Origin of the sequence: Paenibacillus sp. FSL L8-0641 (assembly GCF_038006265.1) — a bacterium.
GTDB classification, from domain to species: domain Bacteria; phylum Bacillota; class Bacilli; order Paenibacillales; family Paenibacillaceae; genus Paenibacillus; species Paenibacillus polymyxa_D.
Map to the genome: position 1 here is coordinate 1716036 of NZ_JBBOUW010000001.1, position 18742 is coordinate 1734777.

17 protein-coding genes are annotated in these 18742 nt (G+C 45.1%); 10 read left to right on the forward strand and 7 right to left on the reverse strand.

Annotated elements, in window-relative coordinates; genetic code table 11:
- Positions 1 to 54 precede the first annotated feature (54 nt).
- From MKY16_RS07720 to MKY16_RS07745, 6 genes are all read left to right on the forward strand, one after another.
- Positions 55 to 1011 (forward strand): 4-hydroxy-3-methylbut-2-enyl diphosphate reductase, encoded by a 957-nt coding sequence (locus MKY16_RS07720; RefSeq protein WP_340931752.1) that lies wholly within the window; start codon positions 55 to 57, stop codon positions 1009 to 1011.
- A 261-nt stretch (positions 1012 to 1272) separates the two neighbouring features.
- On the forward strand, positions 1273 to 2310 hold the full coding sequence (gene aroF / locus MKY16_RS07725) for a 3-deoxy-7-phosphoheptulonate synthase (protein WP_340954906.1): 1038 nt from the start codon (positions 1273 to 1275) through the stop codon (positions 2308 to 2310).
- A gap of 271 nt (positions 2311 to 2581) precedes the next feature.
- The gene (gene glnA / locus MKY16_RS07730; RefSeq protein WP_029516512.1) at positions 2582 to 4006 is read left to right on the forward strand and encodes a type I glutamate--ammonia ligase; all 1425 of its coding nucleotides are present in this window, start codon (positions 2582 to 2584) and stop codon (positions 4004 to 4006) included.
- Between the two features lie 265 nt (positions 4007 to 4271).
- Positions 4272 to 5363 (forward strand): 3-phosphoserine/phosphohydroxythreonine transaminase, encoded by a 1092-nt coding sequence (gene serC, locus MKY16_RS07735; RefSeq protein ID WP_029516513.1) that lies wholly within the window; start codon positions 4272 to 4274, stop codon positions 5361 to 5363.
- A 239-nt stretch (positions 5364 to 5602) separates the two neighbouring features.
- Positions 5603 to 6067 (forward strand): tRNA (uridine(34)/cytosine(34)/5-carboxymethylaminomethyluridine(34)-2'-O)-methyltransferase TrmL, encoded by a 465-nt coding sequence (gene trmL / locus MKY16_RS07740; protein ID WP_029516514.1) that lies wholly within the window; start codon positions 5603 to 5605, stop codon positions 6065 to 6067.
- A 375-nt stretch (positions 6068 to 6442) separates the two neighbouring features.
- The gene (locus MKY16_RS07745; protein ID WP_013309439.1) at positions 6443 to 6691 is read left to right on the forward strand and encodes an AbrB/MazE/SpoVT family DNA-binding domain-containing protein; all 249 of its coding nucleotides are present in this window, start codon (positions 6443 to 6445) and stop codon (positions 6689 to 6691) included.
- Positions 6692 to 6789: 98 nt separating this feature from the next.
- Here the strand turns inward: MKY16_RS07745 and MKY16_RS07750 are convergent, their stop codons facing one another.
- Positions 6790 to 7857, reverse strand: a complete 1068-nt coding sequence (locus MKY16_RS07750) for a phosphodiester glycosidase family protein (RefSeq protein WP_029516515.1) — start codon at positions 7855 to 7857, stop codon at positions 6790 to 6792.
- Positions 7854 to 8261, reverse strand: coding sequence for a hypothetical protein (locus MKY16_RS07755; RefSeq protein WP_029516516.1), 408 nt, complete (start codon positions 8259 to 8261; stop codon positions 7854 to 7856). Before MKY16_RS07755 ends, MKY16_RS07750 begins: the two co-directional genes overlap by 4 nt.
- A 275-nt stretch (positions 8262 to 8536) precedes the next feature.
- On the opposite strand from MKY16_RS07755, the gene MKY16_RS07760 reads away from it, so the two are divergent.
- Both MKY16_RS07760 and MKY16_RS07765 read left to right on the forward strand, forming a co-directional pair.
- Positions 8537 to 9193, forward strand: a complete 657-nt coding sequence (locus tag MKY16_RS07760; RefSeq protein ID WP_029516517.1) for a response regulator transcription factor — start codon at positions 8537 to 8539, stop codon at positions 9191 to 9193.
- A gap of 50 nt (positions 9194 to 9243) precedes the next feature.
- Positions 9244 to 10497, forward strand: coding sequence for an aminotransferase-like domain-containing protein (locus MKY16_RS07765; RefSeq protein ID WP_340954908.1), 1254 nt, complete (start codon positions 9244 to 9246; stop codon positions 10495 to 10497).
- A 19-nt stretch (positions 10498 to 10516) separates the two neighbouring features.
- On the opposite strand, the gene MKY16_RS07770 is transcribed toward MKY16_RS07765, so the two are convergent.
- Positions 10517 to 11350 (reverse strand): DUF2161 domain-containing phosphodiesterase, encoded by an 834-nt coding sequence (locus MKY16_RS07770; RefSeq protein ID WP_340954910.1) that lies wholly within the window; start codon positions 11348 to 11350, stop codon positions 10517 to 10519.
- Between the two features lie 283 nt (positions 11351 to 11633).
- Between MKY16_RS07770 and MKY16_RS07775 the strand changes: the two genes are divergently transcribed.
- Entirely contained in the window at positions 11634 to 13529 is a 1896-nt protein-coding gene (locus tag MKY16_RS07775) for a PrkA family serine protein kinase (RefSeq protein ID WP_340954911.1), read from the forward strand.
- A gap of 295 nt (positions 13530 to 13824) precedes the next feature.
- A complete protein-coding gene (locus MKY16_RS07780; protein ID WP_340884852.1) occupies positions 13825 to 14847 on the forward strand; it encodes a globin-coupled sensor protein in 1023 nt (340 codons plus the stop codon).
- A 41-nt stretch (positions 14848 to 14888) separates the two neighbouring features.
- Here MKY16_RS07780 and MKY16_RS07785 read toward each other — a convergent pair whose 3' ends face one another.
- The 4 genes from MKY16_RS07785 to MKY16_RS07800 form a co-directional block, all read right to left on the reverse strand.
- A complete protein-coding gene (locus MKY16_RS07785; protein WP_340954912.1) occupies positions 14889 to 15764 on the reverse strand; it encodes an arylamine N-acetyltransferase family protein in 876 nt (291 codons plus the stop codon).
- Positions 15765 to 16010: 246 nt separating this feature from the next.
- Positions 16011 to 16907: an aminoglycoside phosphotransferase family protein gene (locus MKY16_RS07790; protein ID WP_340954914.1), complete on the reverse strand. Its 897-nt coding sequence runs from the start codon at positions 16905 to 16907 to the stop codon at positions 16011 to 16013.
- A gap of 18 nt (positions 16908 to 16925) precedes the next feature.
- Positions 16926 to 17936 carry an aminoglycoside phosphotransferase family protein gene (locus MKY16_RS07795; protein WP_340954916.1) on the reverse strand — a complete coding sequence of 337 codons (1011 nt, stop codon included), beginning with the start codon at positions 17934 to 17936 and terminating at the stop codon, positions 16926 to 16928.
- 208 nt (positions 17937 to 18144) lie between these two features.
- Complete coding sequence (locus tag MKY16_RS07800; RefSeq protein ID WP_340954918.1) at positions 18145 to 18693, reverse strand: PepSY domain-containing protein; 549 nt, start codon at positions 18691 to 18693, stop codon at positions 18145 to 18147.
- Between the last annotated feature and the right edge of the window lie 49 nt (positions 18694 to 18742).

The following is an 18742-nucleotide window of genomic DNA, read 5'->3' on the forward strand; positions in this document are numbered from 1 at the left end:
CAGCTACCGAGTTATCGGAGCTGTATACTGTGTCGAAGAAAGCGGGGGCTCATTTTGGAAGTACTCAGAATTTCGCCCCGGGGTTACTGCTACGGCGTAGTCGATGCCATGGTATTGGCTCGTCAGGCAGCCAGAAATCTGGACTTACCCCGGCCTATTTATATATTGGGCATGATCGTGCATAACAGTCATGTCACGAATTCCTTTGAAGACGAAGGGATTATTACACTGGACGGCCCGAACCGTATGGAGATTTTAAGCCAGGTAGAGAGCGGCACTGTTATCTTTACTGCTCATGGCGTATCACCAGAGGTACGCAAGCTGGCACGAGACAAGGGGCTGACTACGGTAGACGCGACTTGCCCTGACGTCACAAAAACGCATGATCTGATTCGGGAGAAGTCTGCCGAAGGCTACCAGATTGTTTATATTGGCAAAAAGAATCATCCAGAGCCGGAGGGAGCTATCGGTATTGCTCCTGACCATGTTCATCTGATTGAAAAGGAAGAAGAGATCGACAGTCTTACGTTGCCAGCTGGCAAAATCCTTATCACGAATCAGACGACCATGAGCCAATGGGACATCAAGCACATTATGAAGAAGCTGCTGGAGAAGTTCCCGGGTGCTGAGATACACAATGAAATCTGTTTGGCGACGCAGGTACGTCAGGAAGCGGTAGCTGAGCAAGCTGGACAGGCGGACCTGGTGATCGTTGTCGGTGATCCACGCAGTAACAATTCAAACCGATTGGCTCAGGTGTCGGAGGAAATTGCTGGTACAACAGCTTATCGTATTTCTGATGTAACCGAGCTGAAGAGAGAGTGGCTTGAGGGCGTAGCCAAAGTGGCTGTGACTTCTGGGGCTTCAACGCCGACACTGATTACCAAAGAGGTTATTACGTATTTGGAGCAGTATGATGCGGCTAACCCGGATACGTGGGAGATTCAGCGAACCATAGATATGAAAAAACTGCTGCCTCCTGTACGAGAGAAGTCAAAAACGATGAAATAGTATGCAATTGATTACAGCCGTTATTCGGATACAACCATCCGGATAGCGGCTTTTCAATCGTTTAAATTTATAGATATTATCCGGTAGCTTCACTAAGTTTGAATATTGAATAATTCGGGATAATTAAACCTTGACGAGTATAGCTAAAACAGGTATAGTTGCTTTAACGAATAAAAGCTTAAAAGCGAACAAGCGTCTAAGTGTCATAATATCAATCTATTACTGGTTAATAAAATATGTTTCATAGAGAGGAAGAAAGAAATGATCGTTATCGCTGGTGTTCAAACACCTGAAGAGCAAGTTCAAGCTATTGTTGAAGTTATTGAGAAAGAAGGATTGCAGGCTCATGTATCAAGGGGATCGGATCGCACGATCATCGGACTGATCGGTAGCGTAGAGCCCAAGCTGGCTGAACATCTGCGTCAAATGAAAGGCGTAGAAAATGTGGTTAAAATATCGAAGTCCTACAAATTGGCCAGCCGTGATTTTCATCCGGAAAATACGGTTATCTCCATTAAAGGTGTAAATATCGGTGGGGGCGAGCTTGTCATTATGGGTGGACCATGTGCCGTTGAGTCTGCTGCACAGATAGATGAGATTGCCGGATTGGTCAAAGCAGCAGGTGCGCAAGTTCTCCGTGGAGGTGCCTTTAAGCCGCGTACAGGGCCTTACAGCTTCCAGGGAACTGGTGTAGAAGGACTGATCATGATGGCTGAGGCCGGCCAAAAGCACGACCTCCTGACCATCACAGAGGTCATGACACCTGAATACGTAGACATTTGTGCGGAATATGCCGATATCCTGCAAGTAGGTACACGTAATATGCAAAACTTTGATCTGCTGCGCAAGTTGGGAACTTGCGGCAAGCCAGTGTTGCTCAAACGCGGTTTTAGCTCGACTTATGACGAGTTTTTGAATGCTGCCGAGTACATCCTGGCAGGTGGCAATCCGAATGTTATGCTGTGTGAGCGCGGTATCCGCACATTTGAAACCTACACCAGAAATACACTCGATTTGTCTGCGATCCCTGTGTTGCAACAATTGAGTCATTTGCCAGTTATTTCTGATCCTAGCCATGGCACGGGTAGACGTGAATTGGTTGTTCCTATGACGAAGGCTTCGGTTGCTGCCGGAGCGGACGGACTAATTATTGAAATGCATACAGATCCCGACAACTCGATGACGGGTGATGGTGTGCAATCCCTGTTCCCGGATCAATTTTCAGATTTACTAAAAGATTTGGAAATATTGGCTCCTGCTGTGGGGAAAACATTTCACACGCCTAGTACCATTGCCTAAAACCAATGTTTAACATTAATGCATAAAAGTTTTGCTGCAACGCAGTAATGAGATTTAAATTGCCTAAAAGCCCGATGTTTCGGGCTTTTTGTGCTATCCAAATGTTATCAAGGGCGTAAGCATATCTAACATTAGTTTAAAAAATACCTTACATAGCTATTGACCCGTGTCATGTTTGAGATTTATAATGACGACAGAAAAAAACATTCGATCATGAACATTTCAGGGTTGTATAAGACTTAATGTTCGGAAAAATTGGGAGGAAGAAGACATGTCCGTTGAAAACGTATTGAAAACAATTCAGGAAAATAATATTGAGTGGGTAGATTTTCGTTTTGTAGATTTGTCTGGTCGTGCTCACCATATTTCATTGCCAGCTTCCGAAGTAGATGCAGAAACATTTGTTAACGGTGTTGCTTTCGACGGTTCTTCCATTCCCGGCTATCGTGGCATCGAGGAATCCGACATGGTTATGCTGCCCGATGCAGAAGCGGTTTTTATTGACCCTTTCACTCAGCATCCTACACTGAATATTCTGTGTGACATTGCTACGCCAGATGGCGAAAAATACGACCGCGATCCTCGCGGCATTGCAAAAAAAGCTGAGGAATTTCTGCAATCCGCAGGAGTCGGCACAGCAGCATTTTTTGCACCTGAGTCCGAGTTTTTCATCTTTGATGATGTACGCTACGAAAGCGGCATGAATAGCTCCTCCTTCTTCGTAGATTCCGAGGAAGCAGCTTGGAACACGAACCGTAAGGAAGAAGGCGGCAACCTGGGCTTTAAAGTGGGAGTGAAGGGCGGATATGTACCTGTAGCGCCAGTAGACACCCAACAAGATATCCGTAGTGAAATGTGCCGTTTGCTTGAAGAAGCAGGTCTGAGAATTGAGCGCCATCACCATGAGGTAGCTACGGCAGGCCAAGCGGAAATCAACTTCCGTTTTGACACACTCAAGAAAACAGCAGATAACCTGCTCGTTTATAAATACATTGTACACAACACAGCTCGTCAATATGGTAAAGTGGCAACATTCATGCCGAAACCGATTTTTGGGGATAACGGAAGCGGTATGCACGTTCACCAATCTATTTTCGATGGGGACACTCCTTTGTTCTACGAAAAAGGTGGTTATGCTAATCTGAGCGAAATGGCTCTTCATTACATTGGCGGTATTCTGTACCACGCACCTGCGTTGATCGCTTTGACCAACCCAAGCACCAACTCGTTCAAACGTCTCGTTCCTGGCTACGAAGCACCAGTTAACCTGGTATTTTCCAAAGGTAACCGTTCTGCGGCTGTACGTATTCCAGTAGCAGCTGTTACTCCTAAAGGCTGTCGGATCGAGTTCCGTACACCGGACTCCACGGCTAACCCTTACCTTGCCTTCTCAGCAATGCTGATGGCGGGTCTGGATGGCATCAAGCGCAAACTGAACCCAATCGAATTGGGATATGGTCCACTTGACAGCAACATCTACGAGCTGTCTGATGCTGAAAAAGGTAAAATCCGTAGCGTACCTGGTTCATTGGATGAGGCTCTGGACGCTCTGGAAGCTGACTACGAATTCTTGACTGAAGGCGGCGTATTTACGAAGGACTTTATTGATAACTATGTAGAGCTCAAACGTTCTGAAGCTAAATCGGTGAACATCCGTGTTCATCCACACGAATACAGCCTGTATTTTGACTGCTAATAAGTCGATAGCATAGCTGCTTTGAATAAAAAACATTAGCTTACGGGTAACACTTGTTATTCAAAAAAGGTCTCCGGTCTTATGCCGGGGACCTTTTAATATTAAAGTGAAAATCACAGAATAAAGATGTTAAATATGTTAACATTCACAACTTTGTCACATCATAAATGAAATTGAAAACATTTTTATACAAGTCTTGAACGCATTTATGAATACTGCTATCATAGCGATAATATCCACACCAGAGTAGAGAAGGGATGGGAATTTGTTGAGTAAGAGAGCCTACAATTTTAATGCAGGACCAGCGGCATTGCCGCTCAAAGTACTGGAACGTGTACAAGCTGAATTCGTAGATTTCCAGGGAACAGGGATGTCGATCATGGAAATGTCACACCGTGGAGCTGTGTATGAATCTGTTCATAATGAGGCGCAGGAACGTCTGTTATCTCTGCTGGGCAATCCACAGGGCTACAAGGTGTTATTCCTACAAGGGGGCGCAAGTACGCAGTTTGCAATGCTACCTTTAAATTTCTTGCGCGAAGGACAGACTGGGAGCTATGTAATGACAGGTAGCTGGTCGGACAAGGCATATAAAGAAGCCAAGCTACTGGGCAAGGCTCATATTGCTGCATCCTCCGCTGATGAGAAGTACATGCGTCTTCCGAATGTGGATTCCTTGGACTTGCCTGAGAATACTGCTTATGTGCATATGACGTCCAACGAAACGATTGAAGGTACACAATTTAAGCAATTTCCGGATACGGGTTCCGTACCATTGATTGTGGACATGTCCAGTGATATTTTTTGCAAGCCTTTTGATGTTACTCAATTTGGATTGATTTATGCTGGCGCACAAAAAAATCTGGGACCTTCTGGTGTGACGGTCGTGATTGCCCGTGAAGAGTTGCTGACTTCCTCACCGGACAATATTCCTACCATGTTGCGTTATAGCACATATGAAAAAAATAACTCTCTCTACAATACCCCCCCATCTTTTGCCATATACATGGTGAATGAAGTGCTGAAATGGATTCAGGAAGAAGGCGGTTTGGAAGGTATTGAGCGTGTGAACCAGCAGAAGGCTGCTTTGCTATACGACCGTATTGACAGTAGCGAAGGCTTCTATCGTGGTTGTGTGGACAGCGCTGATCGCTCTATTATGAATGTAACCTTCCGCCTTGCGAATGGGGATCTGGAAAAACAATTTATTAAGGAATCCGAACAGGCCGGGTTCATCGGACTGAAGGGACATCGCAGCGTAGGAGGGCTTCGCGCCTCGATCTACAATGCTGTTCCATTGGAGAACTGTCAAGCATTAGCCGAGTTTATGGACGGATTCAAGCAACGTAACAGTTGATTACGTCGACATATATTTCGATACACGATATTTGAAATCGAAAAAGTAAATGTAGAGCCTTCCCTGAATGTGTATAGGGGAAGGCTTTTAGTGGTGTGGGTTGAAATTTTTGTCGTTTGATGTTCATATCTGTCTGATTTTGTTAAAATAGAAGAATGTGTATGTTTTCAATGTATACACTTTGGTTAAACTGTAGGTTATTTGTCTGATGAATTTAATGATGAAGGGAACGAAACGAGATGCCATTACATATTGTGCTTGTCGAGCCGGAAATCCCGGCCAACACAGGTAATATTGCCAGAACGTGTGCTGCAACCGGAACTCATCTGCATTTGGTGAAGCCACTCGGCTTCCGTACCGACGATGCCACCTTAAAACGCGCCGGACTTGATTATTGGTACGCTGTCCACATTGAATATCACGAGTCTTTTGCTGAAGTGCAGGAGAAATATCAGGAAGGTCGCTTTTTTTATGCGACGACCAAAGCAAATCAGCGGTATAGTGATATTGCATTTCAGGATGGAGATTTTTTGGTATTTGGTAAGGAAACGAAAGGCTTGCCTCCTGAATTGTTAGCTGCTAATCCAGATACATGTATCAAGATGCCTATGTCTGATAAAGTAAGATCTCTAAACTTGTCGAATTCCGCTGCAATTATCGTATATGAAGCGCTGAGACAAATGGATTTTCTGGATTTATCATAAAGAGCATCAGGTGAACAAGTATAAATGCGAATAAAGAACCAGGACCTTAGTTGCTAATAAAAGTTTCACTTTTATTGCTCAAAAGTATATGACAGTGGAGCTTAAATCAAGCTTGTATGGTCAAAAATTTGCGAAATTTCTCAACTAGGGCTAATAATAATTGGCTTTCCGGTCGATAAAAATATTATAGACATTCTGTACCATACTTTGATATGGTTCATGATTTTATGAAAAAATGTAATAAAATTTCCTGTGATCAGCAGGATTCGACAAAAAGACAGCGAATACTACATAAAGAATAGTGTCTTTGTACCTAGTTTTTCGCATGGTAAGAAATTGTAAGTTATTACTCAATAGGAGAGGTGTACGATCACGATGAAACCTGCCGGTGTGGTACGTAAAGTTGATCAGCTGGGGAGAATAGTTTTGCCTAAGTCACTGCGTAAAAGATATCAAATGAATGAGGGAGATCCTGTCGAAATTTTGGTTCAGGGTGACCACATTATTTTGGAGCGTTACCGTCCAAAATGTGTATTCTGCGGGTCAGTAGAACAAGTGAACGATTTCAAAGACCGTTATATTTGTGCTCAATGCCTGACAGAAATGACACAGTATTCCTCCTAAATGAGGCAAAAGCATCACGACATTCGTTCGTGATGCTTTTTTTCGGATAGAGACGTACGTCGGCAAGCATATTTAATTTGGTAGCAGACTACACATAACTATTTATAGAACAAAAAATGAGTAGGGACTGGACGCAAATTACCATCTGACGGTTTGTTTACGACTCGACCGTTAAGTATAAGCGACGAGGAACCGCCTCCGTCCAAATTATAGGCATCTTGAACACCTAGATTGTACATTTTTCCTTGCAGTTCTTCGAGCGTCGCGCCCGAACCCCCGCTTTCATTGTAGCCGTCTACGACAATAATGAGCAACTGATCATCTTTATAGTTGCCAATGACCGTACGTGGGGCCCGCTTGGGGGAGACTTTCCATTTGTCAGGAATAGGCATTTTTTGTCCCCTTTGCAGCAGGACGGGAACGAAGGTAGCCCCAAAGGTAGGCTTTAAGCTGTCAAGTGCACCTTGACTGTAAAATTTGCCACCGATAAGCTTGCCATCGTTACTCAATCCGACGAAGGATAAATCCTTAAAACTGGACTGAAAGCCAGTAAGGTAGTGGCCATTCAAGACAGTAGTGCTTAATGGATAGCGTTTGCCGTCTCCATCCGCAAAGCCGCCTGCATTGATGCCTGCAATAGCTCCGTGTCTCAAGACTGCACGCATGGTGGTTTCGGAGCCACCCAATTTGTCACTTCCCAAAGACATTTTCATAGCAGTAGGATCTTTAAGTTTGACCTTCATAGCGTAGCCATGATAAATTCCCGGGTTTACCTTAAACAATTCAATGGTAATCCGGTTGCTATCTACCCGCTCATAGGGAACTCCCAGTTTGGCGGTGATGCGTCGATCATAGATGACCGCGGGCCGCTTGGACTGCGTAGAGGCAGTCACGACAAGCTGATTCATCGTTTGGGTCGTTTGCTTGTAGAGCTCAGAAGTCCGGCGAATTGTAGATAAGGTGTACGTTGCCGTTTGCTTGGCTTCATCAAGCTGCTTGCCTACTGATTGCGTTTGTAGAGTGACTTCAGCTTTTTGCAGACTTGAAGAAGTAGACCCAGGAAAGCTCAATGAGGGATGCACTAACAAAATACACCCTAACAAACCGATAAAAGGAGCAAGGGCCAACATAAAGAACCGATTCACTTGTTTTGCGTCTACATTCATTTTAGCAAGTCCATTTTTTTCTGAAGTGTATTGAGCTGCTGCTTGACTTCGTTTAATTGGGTGTACAGTTTATTACTGTTATCGGTCTTATTGTTTGCATTATCCTTCGTGAAGGTCAGTAGTTCATTGAAGGACTGGACTTTGCCTTGCAATCCGCTAACTTCCTTGGAAAGAGCAGTCAGTTGCTTTTCATAGTCAGATTTGAGTGCTTGAATCTGTTGGTCTGTATGGGTTTGCATCTCGTTTAGCATTTGCTGCTTCAAGTGATTGCTATACAGATAGGTTGCGAGAGCACCTAGTATAATAAGAATGAACCAAAATAGCAGAAAAGCCTTTATGGGTAACCCCTTTCTTGAATTGCTCCGCCGAGCTTCGGCAGAAGGACGTTCAGGTGAAGCTTGCATACGATTTTCAACTCCCGTGTAAAGTCAAATTTCCAGTCTTTATTTGCAGTTCCAATTCTATCATGGGCCTATTTATTTCGCAAAAGCGAAATAGTCGTATAAAAATATTGGAAAAAGAGATTGCATCGGAAGGAAGTCCTAGGATACAATTTCCTTAAACGTTTTTCGCTTCCTATACGTTCACATTCGCGCAATTTCTACATATGCAATCACCAATTTTAGGATTATTTTCGTTATTAACTATGTATTTTTTTGTAAAATCAGGAGGTTTAGATATGAGAAAAGTATGGCAGGTGGTCATCATAGATATCCATCCTACAAGTATGCTGGGAACAAAGCTTATTTTGGAAGACCAGCAGGATTTGCTTGTCAGAGGGATGTCTTCCTCCGGAACGGAAGGCTTGGAGCTGGCTTGCTCCATTCGACCAGAAATCGTTTTAATGGACTACAGGTTGCCTGAGGGAACGGCGGAACCATTTTTGACACAAATGCGGGCCTTGTCTCCGGACAGCCATATTGTTATTATGACGGATGAGGATAATATTACTTTGTTTCAGCAGCTAATTTCGCTCGGAGCAAATGGAATGTTATCCAAACAGGCATCACCGAGCCAGTTAATCCATCTGATCAACGGTTTACGCGAAGGATTTGCTTCCTTGCCGATGGATTGGATTCGGTATGGAAACTGGCCCTTTATGCCGTTAATGGCATCCGAGCCTTTTGACGAATTGACACAAACCGAAGTGTTTATTATGGAACGTATTGTACAAGGAATTACATATGACAAAATTGCTATCGAGATCGAAGTTAGCCGGCGCTCCATTGATAATTATCTACGTAAAATTTATGCAAAATTAGGCGTGTCCAGCCGGGCGCAGGCGATTGAACGTTATGCCTTATATGCGCGTCAGAGGAAGCAGCTATATGCCTGATGCGTCAGCCCGGAGATCATGACCTATTTTTCAGGAGAAGGAGGATGTTCATGCAATATTCCTTTGCTTCACGAACGGCTGCGATGTTGGCTTCTCCAGTGCGTCATATCCGGGAAAATGCGAGAAGACACTCCTTTATATCTTTGGCTGAAGAATTACCTGCACAAGAGCTGTTTCCGGTGAAGTTGCTGGAAGAAGCGGCCCATGATGTGTTTGGCTCCGGCCCTGATGCCCTCCAGTATGGTGAACCGGAGGGCTATTTCCCTTTGCGAGCATGGCTTGCGGGTGAGTGGGAACAGCGTAAAGGAGTAAGAGTACCACCAGGTCAAATCCTTCTCACCACAGGCAGTCAGCAGGCCATTGACCTGATCATAAGACTGATGGTGGATGAGCGTGATCCGGTATTGGTCGAAAACCCTACATCTCCTGGATGTTTACAAGTGCTATCTATGCAGGGTGCGCAGGTCGTTCCTGTAGAATCAGATGGGGAAGGTGTAATTCCTGATAAGCTTGAAGCTTTAATGATCCGTTATCGACCCAAGCTTTTTTTTGCCACGCCAACGTTTACGAACCCTACGGGCTCCTTGTGGAGCGCGGCTAGGAGGCAGGAAATTTTGGACCTGTGCAGGCATCATGAGGTACTGGTAGTTGAGGATGATTCTTATGGTGAATTGCATTTGAAGCAAAAAAATGAGTCCCATGACAAGAGTCCGCATGGTCAGAGTCGAAAATTTGCAGAGACTTACCCCTCACTATTTGCGCTGGATCATGCGGGTCAGGGCGGTCAAGTGCTCTATATCGGTTCGTTCAATAAAACCGTTGCTCCGGCGCTGAGAACGGGTTGGGCTGCTGGTCCTGCGCCGCTGATTGAAGGGATGTACGCCTTGAAGCAGTTGGCTGATATGCAATCCAGTACGATGAACCAACGGCTGCTGTTCCAATTGTTGACCAGCTCGCGTTTTCAATGGCACGAGCACTTAGCGATGCTGAATAAGGAATATTCGACTCGACTTCAATTAATCTTGGAGTTGCTCAAGCGCCCGTTTTGGAAAGACGTGACGTATCATATTCCGTCCGGTGGCATGTATGTATGGGTGCAGTTGCCCGAGGGGCTGGACAGCGCATTGCTGCTAAAGGCGGCGTTACCCAAAGGTGTAGCCTTTATGCCAGGTGCGCTATGTGCGGTTGGCAGTGAAGGCGCGTCTCATATTCGCCTCAATTTTAGCCATCCGGGCCGTGAGCAATTGCTTATGGGCATGAATCTGATCGGTGAGACGATTAGTGAATTTACTGCGCGGAGCTAGCAAAAACCATCGCCCCATGTCAGTCATCCACCGTTTCCGCAGCAACGGTGGAGTAAGTGATTGGCGCTTCCGCAATCTGGCGCTGTCCACTGTCCTCGTCAAGCTCTGCGTCCATTCCAGCGGCTGCTTTAATGCCATGTTCTTGCAGTACTGCCGCATACTCGTCCAAGGCAGCTTCGCCAAACGGAGTCAGTCGATAGCGGCCGCGGGATACGCGCTCAAACCAGCCGTAGTAGTTATGCTGAAGCACGGCAGCAGCTGTGCTGACGGCTGCTATGCGAGCGAGCTGCGCCGGAGCGGCTTCCCCCAAGCTCTGCAAGGCTGCCGCTACGCGCAGCGCTTTTTCCCGATAGGCAGTGACCAGCTTGCGTCGGGTGCTGCCGCCAGTATTGTGGTCACCGCTGCGTGCGTGAAATTCCCTCAGTAACTTTTCCTTGCGCGAGCCCGGGCGTACCGCTGCTGCATTGCGGGCATTGTCGCTAGGTACCGCAGGCTTACACAGTACTTCAACGAGCGGCGGTTTCGTTTTGAAATGGGTGACGGTAAGCAAGCCAAGTCCTAACTGGCGGCACAGTCCGACCAGCTCGTTCCAGCGCTGATTCACGGCCCCTTTTTTGGCACGATTCCGTTCTACAGCCACATATACATTGCTGCTTAGTTTCAAACGCTGCATGCCTTGCAGCACAAGCGCCAGGTTAAACGTCTTTTTGATCTCCACAATCAGTGGTGTCTGTTGCCCTGGCTTGATACCCACCAAATCGCAGTTGCGCACCTCTCCTTTGACTTCATATCCCAAGCTCTCAAAAAAGGCTTTCACCGGAGCGTACAGCTCCGTCTCATGCCGAACCGCCATGACTTCTCCCGCTCCTTTATCCCATTATTCCGAGCTTATATTGTACCATAATGCGTCAGGTCCGCGTCGTTGTTGTATATTTTAGCACAGTGTATCCCTTGGTTTTTTCGATAAAGCAGAGAGACCTGTCACAAAAAATAGGTCAATTCTGAAATCAATCTGCATAGGTATGTATTACACTTTTTTTAAGGGGATTGCATCATATCCTGAAAGGCGTGACGAGTGTAGCCATAATCATCCGGAGTGGAGGATAGTCATTACGCAGTCATGGGAGGAACCGAGCATGAATATTTTTGAACGCGTTGCGGAGTACCGGGCGGAAAACAACCGTCTGGCCTGGAGCGGCACTTTTAGAGAGTATATTGAGATACTCAAGAAAGACCCGACGCCGGCGATGACAGCTCATGCACGGGTTTACAAGATGATTGAATCTTTTGGTGTAGAAGAGGTTGGGGGACATAAGCGATATAAATTTTTTGAGCAGGAGATCTTTGGACTGGATCGAGCGCTGGAAAAGTTGGTGGAGGAATATTTCCATTCCTCAGCCAGGCGACTCGATGTGCGCAAGCGTATCCTTCTTTTGATGGGACCCGTCAGTGGGGGGAAATCGACACTGGTCACGTTGCTAAAGCGTGGCCTGGAGAAATTTTCGAGAACGGATCAGGGAGCCGTATACGCGATTGAAGGCTGCCCGATGCATGAGGACCCGCTTCATCTGATTCCCCATGAGCTGCGTCCCGATTTTGAAAAGGAGCTGGGTGTACGGATTGAAGGTAATCTCTGCCCATCCTGCCAGATGAGATTGCGCACAGAATTTGATGGCGATATTGAAAAGGTCCGCGTGGAGCGGGTGTTTATATCGGAAGAAAACCGGATTGGTATTGGTACGTTCAGCCCTTCTGATCCGAAGTCACAGGATATAGCTGATTTGACGGGCAGCATCGACTTTTCCACGATTACGGAGTATGGTTCGGAATCCGACCCGCGTGCGTATCGGTTTGACGGAGAGTTGAACAAAGCAAATCGTGGACTGATGGAGTTTCAGGAAATGCTGAAATGCGATGAGAAGTTTTTGTGGAATTTGCTTTCTCTGACCCAAGAGGGGAATTTCAAGGCCGGGCGGTTTGCGCTCATCAGTGCAGATGAGATGATCGTGGCTCACACCAATGAATCCGAGTATAAAAGTTTCATTGCAAACAAAAAGAACGAGGCATTGCAATCAAGGATGATTGTAATGCCGATTCCTTATAACCTGAAGGTGTCTGAAGAAGAAAAGATTTACGCCAAGCTCATTAAACAAAGTGATATGAGACATATCCACATTGCGCCTCATGCGCTGCGTACGGCTGCCATTTTCTCCGTGCTTACCCGCTTGAAGGAGACGAAGAAACAGGGGATGGATCTGGTCAAAAAGATGCGCATGTATGACGGTGAAGAGGTCGAAGGATACAAGGAAGCCGATCTGAAAGAAATGCAAAGTGAGTTTCTGGAGGAAGGTATGTCCGGGGTAGACCCGCGGTACGTCATTAATCGCATTTCTAGTGCATTGATTAAGCAAAATGTGGAATCCATCAATGCCCTGGACATTTTACGAGCAATCAAGGATGGTCTGGATCAACATGCCTCCATCACAAAGGAAGAACGGGAGCGCTATCTGAATTTCATTTCCGTGGCTCGTAAGGAGTATGACGAATTGGCGAAAAAAGAAGTGCAGAAGGCCTTTGTGTACTCTTTCGAGGAATCAGCCAAGACGCTGTTCGACAACTATTTGGATAACATCGAAGCTTTTTGCAATTGGGCGAAAATTCGCGATCCGCTTACAGATGAGGAACTCGACCCGGATGAGCGGCTCATGCGCTCTATTGAGGAGCAAATCGGGGTATCGGAAAATGCGAAAAAGGCATTCCGTGAAGAAATATTAATCCGTATTTCTGCGTATTCTCGCAAGGGACGGAAGTTTGAGTATCATCATCATGATCGGCTGCGAGAAGCCATTGAGAAGAAGCTGTTCGCCGATTTGAAGGATATTGTGAAGATTACGACTTCAACCAAAACGCCTGACGCTAATCAGCTCAAACGGATGAATGAGGTGATTAAACGACTGATTGAGGAGCATGGCTACACAGGAGTCAGCGCTAACGATCTGTTAAGGTATGTAGGTAGCCTCCTGAATCGGTAAGACGAAATAATAAATAAGTACAGCATGGTGAAACTATGGATTGATCTGGATGGTGTCATACGGTTGTGAGGTATCCGATGAACGTGTTTCCTAGCGGGAATTCGGCAAGCACAGGGGATTTCAGGTGCTGCCGAATTCTTTTTTTGTATCATTAAGCAGTTGAGTTTATATATTTTTTTCTGAAATTGCTATGAAAAAAATCATAATTAATCTTCTGCTTTTTTAACATTTTCTAAAAAGTTGCCGATAAATATGGTAATGTAAAATCTATGTAAACTATTATTTGGAGGAACTTATGATTCATGTCGCGGAGAGTAGATTAAAACAGATACAATATATTGGTATTACTGATGATGATTTGGCTTTATTGCATCATTATCAGGGACTATTCCAATCTATTGTGAATAAGGTGGTAGATCGGTTTTATGAGCATGTAGAAAAGGTTCCGCATCTCATGTCGATTATTTCCAAATGGTCGAATATTGAACGACTAAAACAAACACAACGTGAATACTGGCTTTCTCTCGCAGATGGAAAAATAGATGATCAGTTTATCGAACACCGTCTTTTTGTGGGGCAGGTACATTCCCGAATCGGATTGTCTTCCGATTATTATTTGGGCACGTACATTGCTTATCTTGATATTGCAGTCGACATTTTAAAGCGTTCGGGGATAGAGGACTGGTTTTCTATTGTGCATGCTCTTTCCAAAATGTTCAACCTGGATTCCCAGCTTGTACTGGAAGCTTATCAGGAAAAGGAAAAGGAACAAATTAACGAGCTGGCCGACGAACAAACGCAGGTGCTGACCGTTGTGTCCCGAATTGCGCAAAATTTGACCGGAATGATTGCTGAGCTTAGGGAAAATACGGATAATATCGCGGAGAGTGCCTGCAACACTGCTTCTTCGCAGGAACATACAGAGAAATTGGTACAGCATTTGAGTGACGAGATTAAGCATATTGAGCAGATGAGCGGTACGATCCGGGAACTGTCCGATCAGACTCATCTGCTGGGACTGAATGCGGCGATTGAGGCTGCCCATGCGCAGGAAGCAGGGCGCGGGTTTCAAATTGTGGCACAGGAGGTGCGAAAGCTTGCATCTAATTCGAAGCAAGCACAGGAGCAAATTCAGCGCAAGGTGCTGGATATTGCCCGTATGCTTGACAGTGTGCAATCCGAAACCGCTGCAACAACAGCCAGTGCCCGGCAACAGGCCTCCAGCTCAGAGGAATTGGCTTCGTTCACAAAGCTGATCGAAAACATGGTGAAGGAATTGGAAATGCTGCAACATTCCTCGGAAATGCTAAAGGTGTAAGATGTGGCTTGAAGGCTATCCTTACGTTGGAGGCTTCACTGCTATAACGATTCAGTCATAGACTTTTTCCATTCCATATGAGCCGCAAGTACTCTTTTCCATAACTCGTCCCGTTCCTGGCGACTGTAGTTAACGAGCGGCTCGCCAAATACATCTGCCAACACTTCCAGCCACTTCGATTTCTGATCCAGCTCTATTTTTTCCAAACCGTTTAGCCCGCGTTTTTTCCAAATACATCCTCTGAGTTCATTCGCCTCTAATGCTTGCCTTTGCCGAATCAGAAATAGGTTAAACCATGGAGATTCCGCTGAGCGGCTATAGAAATGATGTTTTGGCATGAATTCTTCCAAATCCTGAACAACCGCAGGAGCAAAATCAACGCCAACAAATGAAGCAAGCGAGTCATGCTCTAACCGCCAACCTTTTGTAACAACCCCGGATTCCATGACTTTATAATGAAGAGGAGCCTGTTCATAAGTTCCCATACGGAGTGGAAGAGGCTCATATGGCATATCGCCCAGCCCGACATCAACAATCCATACTTCATCTTCATGATGCTCATTTAGCAAGTTCACTGTTAGTCCAAGATGAAATGAATTAATGCGTGGTTCAGCTCCCAGAGGTTGTACCCCGGCACGATGCAGAGAAACTTTGTACCCTAGTGAATATAGTAGTGCACTAAAGGCACCATTCAGATGAAAACAATAACCACTTCTCCCATGTAGAATGAGTTGAATGGATTCTTGAAAACCAATGGCTGCCGGCTTCCTTGCATAAATGTCCAATGTTTGCCATGAAAGATGTTTTACATGAGCCTTATGCAGCTCAACTAAATAGGGAAGGGTAGGAGGTTGAATTTCGGGAATGCCGATTCTGTTTAAATAAGCTTTTATTTCTTCTTTTGTCATGGTGTACATGTACAGTCACCTCTATTGTTGTTAGTTTCCCAGACTCTCTTCTCGAAACCATTGAGCATTGAGTCTTAGCATCATTGTAGAAGGGGGAAGTGCTGTTTACAATGCAATAAATTTTTGGTTGTACCGGTACAGTTAGCAAGTCGATTGGCTTTAGCGGCATGCGCTTTTCCTGTAGTTGTTGTCAGAACACAAAAAAACAGACCGTTTCATCGGGTCTGTTTTTTTGTTTAGTTCCAAGCTGACCGATTATAATAGTGATCTGAGTTCACGTCGGTATTTGTTCAAATGAACGAACGAGGGAATGACTCGTTTGGCAGAACGGAAGCCGCCTATTCTGATATTGCGGACCACATGATAGGGAGAGATCAATAGTGCGTGAAGCAGATGCAAATCATGGGTGCTCAATGGACGATATCGTTGATAGTAATCTATCGCGCTCAGCATCTTTGTCCCATTCCAAAGACAATTCCGATGAAGAAGATGGGAGAGATCTTTCATCCTTACATGTAGGGAGCAATTTTCAAAGTCGATCAAATGGATTTTGAGCTGTTTGTCTTTAATCAGATTGGGATAATTATAGTCGCCGTGTATAAATGCGGCGGCTTTTTGCTCCCGAGCAATGGCTTCTCTAACTTTGGGCTGCTGTAGACGATGGGACACTTCTTCACAAAGTGCTACGAGATGTGCTGTGCCTCTGTATGGGATGAGGCGTTTTTTGTATCCAGCTATTTCATCGCTCAAGCCTTCATAACGGATTCTGGATGGCGGAGCTTCAGTGATAGGAAAGCCCATGGCACTGGAATGGAATTTGGCTAAAGTAGCAATTCCCTTTTTGAAGTCTATTCTTTTTGTGAATTCTGGTCTGAGTCCATGAACCCAATTGGTTAATGTATACGAAACACCTTCATAGGTCATGTAAGCCGTTTGTTGTACTGTTGGATAGACCTTTTGGCTGCGTGTAAACCCGCGCTCATCCAGGTAGGACAAGACACGTGTAATAAAACGGATCTCTTCTTCCGGGAATTTGTAGGGTTTTAAGCAATAAGTCGTATTAGCGGTCTCAATCTTGTGAATGTCCTTCATTTGACGGGTACGCTGAATTTTGATTCCATACATCTGCTCAACGTTCGATAAAATCGACATTTTGCTCCTCACTTTCTTTTATACATGAGCCCACTCCTGCAAAATATGGATGATTTGTAATCGAAGAGGCCACGACTGATCCCAATGGTCCAGGATTTCACGATCTCTTGAACGGTGCGGGTGTCGGAAAGCATGCCAGGCTTCTCGTGGTAGTTTATATAAAGCCGTAACAATCTTCCGTTCAGTTCGGCTTAGTGGCTTGCGTTTTTGGTATCCCCTCAGCAAGGATTGCACAAATTCAGGATTGAATTGAGTCGTATTCATAAGGGCCTTTGCCAAATCAGCATAGACTGAGCCGATCTTAACCCGATCCCAATCAATGATTTTGAGATGACCATCATCCGAAATAATGACATTTGGGGTAGTGATATCACTGTGTATCAAGGAGGGGTGCCGATGTTCCATCCGAAGTAGCCTTATGATGGATGCATCCTGCAAATCCTTCCATGCTCGCCTGGATAAACGTTTGCAGTTTTCGCCGTGAGCATTGTACCAGTTGCGGTACGTTTTATCATGGCGACTGTTTTTTATCATTTTTCTTTGAAAAAGACGATCCTGGTTTTTCCATATCCGCAATTGTTGAATGGTCGGAGGGGACTTTACTTTATCCATCCGATGCAAGCCGGTGGAGGTGGCGTGAAGTGTGGCAAGTGCCCGCCCCAGTTTTTCGAAATCTTCAGCGGTCTCCAGTCCCCGTCCTTTGACCCACTGGCTTACATAAAATGGCGTTCCTTGATATAGAGTCCATAACTTGCCGGAATGAATGGGGAGCCATGCGGGCATGTAGGTATACTTTCTCTTTTTCAAAAGCCTTATATGGCTCGCAGCTCGTTCCATCTGTTGAATCGTATTTGAACGGACCATCTTTGTACGACTAAAAGGTTTTAATGCATAAGTTCCTTTTTTCGTTTTCACCTGGATCACTGCATTTTTTCGGTATAATGATGAGACTAAGCTTGATTTTAATGGAATCAGGCCGAAACGACGGGTGATTTTGCGAATCTGTGCTTTAGTATAGGATTTCGCCATAAGAACCTCACTTGACTTTGAATTGAAGAACAAGGTAATCCTCTGTTAGTTATCAGTCTATTCATAAGGAAATAATAGGTGCAGTTTTATGAAGCTATCTTCGTTCTTTTCTTGTGTCACATGGGTCAAAAAAAACGGAGCAGCGAAAGTTCGCTGCTCCGTTTTAATTAGCTCTGTATTTAGTTACCCTGATTATTGACCTGGGTGATTAATATTCGTTGTCATCATCTTCGTCTGTATCCACGATTGTGCCAGATGATGCATGGATTTCAAGTTCAACGGTTCCTTCGTTGGTGAGTACCTTTACCTCGTAGATGAACTGTCCATCTTCCTTATCCAATTTAGAAGACAAAAGGGTACTCCCGGGCACGTGTTTAAGCGCAATTTGCCCAGCCTGCTTTTCAGTCAGGGTGATGTGATTTGGCTTGTTAAGGATGGACTCGTCATTCGAGTCATGATCAAGCTCAGAATGGGAACGGATGGTTTTCCCAGTATAAGCATCAACATCTATATCCCAATCTTTATCCCCTTGTTGGAGATCCACCTCATAGTAGACCTTTCCGTTTTTGCGCTCCAGTTCGACATCTTCAACTTGTGCATTATTCCTCACAGCTTTCTTGGCAATGTTGGCAGCGGCAGTCGCTCCAATAAGGTCCGTAGGTTTAGCGGCCCATACGGCACTCGCTGAGACACCCGTAACCGTAACACCAAGCAGAACCGTGGCTGCCATAATTCCTAATGTATAATTTTTTTTCATTACATCATTCCTCCTTGTGCTATAAGCATGAATACAGCTTATCTCTTGA